Here is a 7,302-nt window from a genome sequence, read left to right as displayed (position 1 = left end):
AAACCCTAAACTTGGCTCAGCAATCGTTGGTTACATCTTTGATTTCTCGCGGAGTAACTTGTGATGCTGATAATCTTGTTGACTATCAGTCTGACTCCACAAGCACCCACACGAATTGCTTGATTCAATTGTTAAAGAGCGGTTGGTTAAGATCTTTCGTCTCAACCGAGGCGCGCATTCTACAGCACATCCCCTCAAATAGCACCCTTAAAAGCTTCTGATTTTATTAATAAAATCAATTACTTAAGCCAAAATCAGCATCAAGCTGCTCGTTAGCGGGAGGCGAATAGTACAGCATTAAAATTCGTGGTCAACCCCCACCTAGAAATTCTTTTTCCTTACCAAAGCGCCTGGGTTGCCACTATGAAAACTTCCAAGGTCTGTACAAGACATCAGGGCAGCAGTCGATCCAAAGCTGTCGGTCGCACAGGTTTTACAATCCGGGTCTCAGATGTAGTGCCCGATAGCCTTCAAGACGGCGTCTCTAAGTCGGCTCATGCCGAACAGGCAACCCAATCGCGACCTCAGCAAGCACGGCTAGGCGCGGGCACGCCGGTATAGTTGACTCTATTGCCTACCGTATTCCCCGGAGCCTCCATCCAGTGCCTGACTTGCCGAGCAACGCCGCCTACACAAAGCGCTTCAATGCAGTACTCGCCTACATCGACGCCAATCTCGAAGGTGACTTGTCCGTGAAGACGTTGAGCCAGGTGGCGAACTTTTCGGCGTTTCACTTCCATCGACAATTCACCGCCTTCGTGGGCGTGCCCGTTTCACGTTATGTACAGTTGATGCGGCTGCGACGCGCAGCGCATTGCCTGTCCTCCCTCGCGGATTACTCGGTGCTGGAAGCCGCGTTCGGTGCGGGTTTCGAAAGCCCCGAGGCATTTTCCAGGGCATTCAGGCGGGCGTTCGGTATGACGCCGAGTGCATTCAGGAAGCAACCGAATTGGCAGGTCTGGGGTTCGGTGTTCACCATCCCTCATTTTTCCAGGAGCATCATCATGCAGGTGCGAATCGTAGAGTTTCACGAAGTCAGAGTTGCAGCACTCGAGCATTGTGGCGCTCCCGGGCTCATTAATGAGAGTGTGCGCAAGTTTTCCGAATGGCGCATGCAGAGCGGACAGTCGCCAGTGAAATCAAGTCGCAGCTTTGGCATTCCTTTCGGCAACCCCGATACGACCCCACCCGAAGCGTTCCGGTTTGCAATCTGCGGCGAGATTCACGAGGCGGTAGCAGCGAATGAGTTCGGCGTAACCGAGCGCGTTATCCCTGGAGGGCGTTGCGTTGTAGTGCGTCACGTGGGCTCGACGGATCACATCGGCGAAACGATCTATCCGATCTATCGCGACTGGCTTCCCACCAGCGGCGAGGAACTTCGAGACCAGCCCCTGTTCTTCGATTATCTAAGCGTTTATCCCGAGACACCGCAGGATCAATGGCAGACCGATATTTATGTGCCGTTGCAATAGCGGAGCAGACATGTTGCTTCTGGTTTGGAACGATCGTCGTTGATTTCATCGTTGTAAGCTGCCTCTCGCCAAGGGGCAGCTATTGGCCCGGACTGTGTAAAAACACAGACACTGTTTTGAAGTCTGCGTCGCTACGTAAGATCTGCCAATGATTGGTGAATCAGCGGACCTGAAATTTGCGTAGGAACGCGATTTTCGTTCTGGTTCTGACTGTCAAACCTGCTCTAAACAGTTTTTACACAGCCTCGGTCGACAGTTGCCTATAGCGGCGGGCCAGACTCAGCCAACCTGATTGCTTTGTTAACAACAATGACTCACACAACATGCATCTCGTCGGAAACTCAAAAGGCGGAATCATAAATTTTCCCCACCCACTTGCTCGCATCAAAATACATGCCAAGTATAAATTCATGTACACAAAAAGATGTACATCCAATTTAATCTATACCAATCAAGTAATTAATGTTAGTTTCGAGTCCCCCTCGGGCACCAAAATTAAGAAAGGCCTTGCATTGCAAGGCCTTTTTTATGGGCGCAGGGAAGTGGTTATGGCACGCAACCTACTTCTGGCCCCTGACCGCAGGAGCTGACTTATCTGCGAAGACCAGGCCGGTAAGACATCACAAGGATTCACACTATGGAATTGCCGCTGGAAACAGTTGCCCTTTTCTGCCTCAAGCTGGCTTACGAGACGGAAGGTCAAAGTCCGATTTTGCGCGACGATCTGATAATGAGCGACTATCAGAAGGACGTATTTGGCTTGCTGGTGCGCAGAGGTGATGTCGAGGCTATCCATATCAAAGTGGATGAATGTCTGGGTCTGGCGCTGGAAGCTGTAGGCGGTGTTGATACAGCCTTGGGCCGCGAGTTGCATCGGTTGGCAGCAGATTTGGGCGCTGCGCAGACGATGGAGCAGCTTGATGCCCCGCTCATTGCGCTCAAGGGTTACTTGAAAGACATTCAGTGAATAATGGGGGGGGCCCGTACACGCACCGATTCTGGCCGCCAAGACTGGACGGAAAATAAATCTGCCCCCTTTTCTTGCCCCCTTTTCTCCCGCGCTTCCCTTTCCCCCACTATTCTGCAAAAGAAGAACCCTGCCCATGCGTAGTGGTCAGATCAGTGATGGCATTGAGTAGAGACAAGAGCTACAGAGTCCAGCGGTCCACAATGGAGGTTTCGTCATGAGCACCCTGACGATCGAAGGCTGGTGCAAAATCAGCGGCGACCAAAAGTCCACCCCGATGGGGGAGATCCATTTTTACGTCGATGGCCCCCTCCATCTGCGTCTAGAGGAAGCTGAAGAACGCCTACAGAAGACCCATGAGCGTGAAGCCATGGTCGATGTCGACATGAGCACACTGGAGTTGATCATGCCAGAGGGATACGCCCCCTTGTCCGACTGCCAAATGCGCGTCTATATACACAACGAGCGCGGTCAGTTCCATTTGGTCGGGCATCGAGCCAGCGATGGTAGCTTGATCTATTCCAACGCGGTTTTGATTGATCAGCTGCTTTAGAAGCTACAACGTGATTCCAGGCATCGGCTTTTCGCTGCGGGGGTAGTGCGGTCATTTTGACCGATCGGAAACAAGTCGCTACGCCCCACTTAGTCCCAGGAGACGTGATACTGAATATCTACAGCCATATGTAGCGAATAGATTTAAACGATTAACTTAATGTTGGATATTGGAATATCCGGGCATCAGATTTCTTTCAGAAAAAGCGCTTGCTCCGTCCATGCACTATACTTCTTGCTGACTTTGCCGCCAGGATGGCTGGTACTTGTCTACCCTGCTTGGGTGTCAGATTAATATTAATTTGAACCCATGAGCAACAGGAATAGGATGAAGAGAAAATGGCAATAGCAATTATCTTGATTCTAATCGTTGTTGCATCAGTGTTGTTCAACATACTAGCGCCCTGGCATGCGACACCGGCAGCTTCCAACTGGGGGTCAATAGACACCACCCTGTTCATCACCCTGATCATTAGCGGAATATTTTTCATCGCCATCACGGTATTTATGGCGGTAGCCGTGATGCGTTTTCGTCACAAGGAAGGTGCCAAGGCGGCCTACCAGCCAGAAAATAAAAAGTTGGAACTATGGTTAATTATTGTTACCTCGGTAGGTATTGCCGTGATGTTGGCGCCAGGCCTGGTTGTTTACAGTGATTTCGTCCGGGTGCCGAAAAATGCTTATGAACTTGAAGTGGTCGCCCAGCAGTGGCAGTGGGCCTTTCGTTTTCCCGGCCACGACGGGAAGCTGGGCAGATCGGATATTAAGTTTGTTGATTCCGCCAATCCCTTCGGCCTTGATCCCAAGGACCCTGCTGGGCAGGACGATGTACTTATAATAAACAATGAGGTTCGCCTTCCGCTCAATCAGCCGGTAAAAGTTTTACTGCGCTCTAAAGATGTACTGCACGATTTCTATGTACCGCAAATGCGCAGCAAGATGGATATGGTGCCAGGGATGGTGTCGTACTTTTGGTTTACGCCGACTAAAACCGGGAAATATGAAATCCTTTGCGCTGAATATTGTGGCGTAGGTCATTACAACATGCGCGGCCATATGATCGTGGAAGAACAGGGCGCCTTCGATCAATGGCTGAGCAGCCAACCGACCTTTGCGCAGACATTAAAGACAGCTGCCAAGCCCAGTCGGGACAGCGTGCTGGAAAAAGGCCGCCTGCTGGTCGAAAAACTCGGCTGCAGTGCCTGCCATAGCCAGGATGGCAGCGCCAGTCTCGGCCCGGGATGGAAGGGTCTGTACGGCCGCACTGAACAGCTTGCCGATGGCACCAGTGTGCTGGTCGATGAGGCCTACCTGAAAGAGTCGATCCTCGATCCGAAGGCCCGACTGGTACAGGGCTACCCGCCAGTCATGGTGACCTATACTCTCAATGAAGATGAACTGGGTGCTCTCGTCGCCCTGATTAAATCACTGGGTGCTGCGGGGCAAGACGAAGCGTCGGGCCCAGGTGACGACTTGGTGGCGCAGGGACAGCGGCTGGCCGAGTCGCTCGGCTGTCTGGCCTGCCACAGTGTCGATGGCAGTAAGGGCGTAGGCCCCAGCTGGCAGGGCCTGTATGGCAAGACAGAAACCCTTGCCGACGATACGAGGATAAAGGTCGATGAGGGCTATATAAAAGAGTCGGTTCTTAATCCCAGTGCCAAAATCGTCAAGGGCTATGCAGCCGTCATGCCGACCTTTGCTCCGAGCGATAAGGAGTTGAACGCACTGATCGCTTTTATCAAATCCAAAGCGAATGCCGACGCTGATGCGAGCAAGGTGGAGCCAGGAAAGTAGCCGTAAAGCAGCCAGAAATACACCGAAACTTCAGCTGGAGGATGACGTGATGGCCTATGCGGAGCAAGCCGAAACAGAAGCACTGCACGAACCCAAAAGCTTCCTGACCAAATATATCTGGAGTCAGGACCACAAGGTAATAGCCATTCAATATTCCTTGACGGCTTTATTCGTGGGTCTTATAGCCGTGGTGCTGTCCGACTTGATGCGCATCCAGATAGGCTTTCCCGGTAGTTTGGCGTTCATGGACGCCAGTACTTACTATCAGGCGATGACCATGCACGGCATGATCATGGTCGTTTATTTGCTGACGGCCTTGTTTCTGGGTGGCTTCGGCAACTATCTGATCCCATTGATGGTGGGCGCCCGCGACATGGTCTTCCCCTATGTCAACATGCTGAGTTACTGGACCTACCTGCTAGCGGTACTGGTGTTGCTCGCCAGCTTCTTTGTCCCTGGCGGCCCCACCGGTGCGGGCTGGACGCTCTATCCGCCACAGTCCATTACTAAGGGGACACCGGGGACCGAGTGGGGCATCGTACTGATGCTCGTCTCACTGGCGATTTTTATTGTCGCAACCACCATGGGCGGGTTGAACTACGTCACCACGGTGTTGCAGGCGCGCACGCACGGCATGACATTGTTTCGCATGCCGCTCTCCGTATGGGGAATCTTCATGGCCTCGATTATGGCCTTGCTGGCCTTCCCTGCGTTGCTTGTCAGTGCGGTCATGATGCTGTTTGACAAACTGTTGGGCACCAGCTTCTTTATGCCGGCGATCATCTCGCTGGGGCAGCAACTCGATCACCAAGGTGGCAGCCCAATATTATTCCAGCATCTGTTCTGGTTCTTCGGCCACCCGGAAGTCTACATCGTTGCTCTCCCCGCGTTTGGTCTGGTCTCCGACTTGATCAGCACGCATGCGCGTAAAAATATCTTCGGCTACCGAATGATGGTGTGGGCCATTATTGCGATTGGCGTACTCAGCTTTGTGGTCTGGGCGCACCATATGTATGTCAGCGGAATGAACCCCTCCTTTGGCTTTTTCTTCGCTGTCACCACCTTGATCATCGCGGTGCCGACCGCACTGAAAGTCTACAACTGGGTGCTGACCCTGTGGCAGGGCGACATCCATCTGACCGTGCCGATGCTGTTTGCCCTGGCCTTTATCGTCACCTTCCTGGTCGGCGGTCTGACCGGGTTGTTTCTCGGCAATGTGATCGTGGACATTCCGCTCTCGGACACCTATTTCGTCGTAGCCCATTTTCATATGGTCATGGGTGTCGCACCGGTACTGGTGGTGTTCGGCGGCATTTATCATTGGTTCCCGAAAGTCACCGGGCGCATGACGAACGACACCCTGGGCAAGCTGCATTTCTGGATTACCTTTCTGGGCACCTACGCCATCTTCTTTCCCATGCACTACCTGGGCTTCCAGGGCATGCCACGTCGCTACTACAACTATGAAAACTACGCGTTCATCCCGCAGTCGGCGCATGATTTGAATGCCTTCATTACGGTGGTCGCATTGATCGTCGGCGTTTCCCAACTGCTGTTCCTGTTCAACCTGGCCTGGAGCGTATTTAAAGGCAAGCCCGCAGGCAGTAATCCCTGGGGCGCGGCCAGCCTGGAATGGCAAACGCCGAACACCCCGCCGATACACGGTAACTGGGGAGCGAAGCTGCCGGTCGTACATCGCTGGGCCTACGACTACAGCGTGCCGGGGATAGAACAGGATTTCGTTCCGCAAACGGTCTCCGCCGAGGAGCTGGAGCAGATGCGGCAACTCAGTGCCGGAACCAAGATAGCGGACGTTAAAACATGAGCAGACTGCTATTGAGAAACGCCGACGGCGCTGACCCCGGCGGCAGTTGGAATCGCGACCCTGAGGGTATTCGGGCCGCCGAGGATGCCGATAGAAGCCAAACCGCAAGAATAGGCCTGCGCTTGTTTCTGGCCGTGGTGAGCTCGTTATTCTTTCTCTTCCTGATCGCCTTTATCGAGCGCTCACAAATGGCCGACTGGCGGCCCCTGACAGAGCCCTTGGCGCCGTTAGCCAGTCTACGGCAGCTATGGCTGAATTCGGCTTTTCTGGTATTCAGTTGCATCGCACTGCAGTGGTCGCGTATGGCCGCCCGACAGGCTCGACTGGGCGCAACTGTCATTGGCTTTGCATTGGGGGGCGTATTTGCAATTGCCTTTCTGATGGGACAACTCTTGGTCTGGCAGCAGTTTGTCGCCTGGGGCTACTTTGTCGCCAGCAATCCGGCCAACAGTTTCTTCTACCTGTTGACCGGCCTGCATGGGTTCCACCTGCTGGGCGGGCTGATAGCCTGGAGCAGAACCGTCGCTAAATTCCTGCATCACGTGCCGTTGCCGCAACTCAGCGCCAGCGTAGAGCTCTGTACCATCTATTGGCATTACTTATTGGGTCTTTGGTTCGTGCTATTCGCTCTGCTGACCAGCACGCCGGCAACCTATGAAGCCATCGCCAGATTCTGCGGCCTGAGGTGAAAA

General features: G+C 53.3%; 6 protein-coding genes. All 6 read left to right on the top strand.

Going from position 1 to position 7,302, the window contains the following annotated elements; translation table 11 throughout:
* Positions 1-602 precede the first annotated feature (602 nt).
* The 6 genes from ACN1C3_RS32015 to ACN1C3_RS31990 all read left to right on the top strand — a co-directional run bounded on the left by ACN1C3_RS32015 (position 603) and on the right by ACN1C3_RS31990 (position 7,299).
* Positions 603-1,472 carry an AraC family transcriptional regulator gene (locus ACN1C3_RS32015; RefSeq protein ID WP_419119729.1) on the top strand — a complete coding sequence of 290 codons (870 nt, stop codon included), beginning with the start codon at positions 603-605 and terminating at the stop codon, positions 1,470-1,472.
* Positions 1,473-2,109: 637 nt separating this feature from the next.
* Positions 2,110-2,439, top strand: a complete 330-nt coding sequence (locus ACN1C3_RS32010) for a hypothetical protein (RefSeq protein ID WP_419119728.1) — start codon at positions 2,110-2,112, stop codon at positions 2,437-2,439.
* 217 nt (positions 2,440-2,656) lie between these two features.
* A complete protein-coding gene (locus ACN1C3_RS32005; protein WP_419119727.1) occupies positions 2,657-2,992 on the top strand; it encodes a hypothetical protein in 336 nt (111 codons plus the stop codon).
* A gap of 338 nt (positions 2,993-3,330) precedes the next feature.
* Positions 3,331-4,785: a c-type cytochrome gene (locus ACN1C3_RS32000; protein WP_419119726.1), complete on the top strand. Its 1,455-nt coding sequence runs from the start codon at positions 3,331-3,333 to the stop codon at positions 4,783-4,785.
* A 49-nt stretch (positions 4,786-4,834) separates the two neighbouring features.
* Positions 4,835-6,610, top strand: coding sequence for a cytochrome c oxidase subunit I (gene ctaD, locus ACN1C3_RS31995; RefSeq protein WP_419119732.1), 1,776 nt, complete (start codon positions 4,835-4,837; stop codon positions 6,608-6,610).
* Positions 6,607-7,299 (top strand): cytochrome c oxidase subunit 3, encoded by a 693-nt coding sequence (locus ACN1C3_RS31990; RefSeq protein WP_419119725.1) that lies wholly within the window; start codon positions 6,607-6,609, stop codon positions 7,297-7,299. The genes ctaD and ACN1C3_RS31990 overlap by 4 nt, the downstream gene beginning before the upstream one ends.
* Positions 7,300-7,302: the final 3 nt, after the last annotated feature.

The organism is Pseudomonas sp. H11T01 (genome assembly GCF_048515765.1).
Taxonomy (GTDB): domain Bacteria; phylum Pseudomonadota; class Gammaproteobacteria; order Pseudomonadales; family Pseudomonadaceae; genus Aquipseudomonas.
Note: the sequence above shows the minus strand (reverse complement) of the source record. Positions and strands in the feature narration are given on the sequence as shown.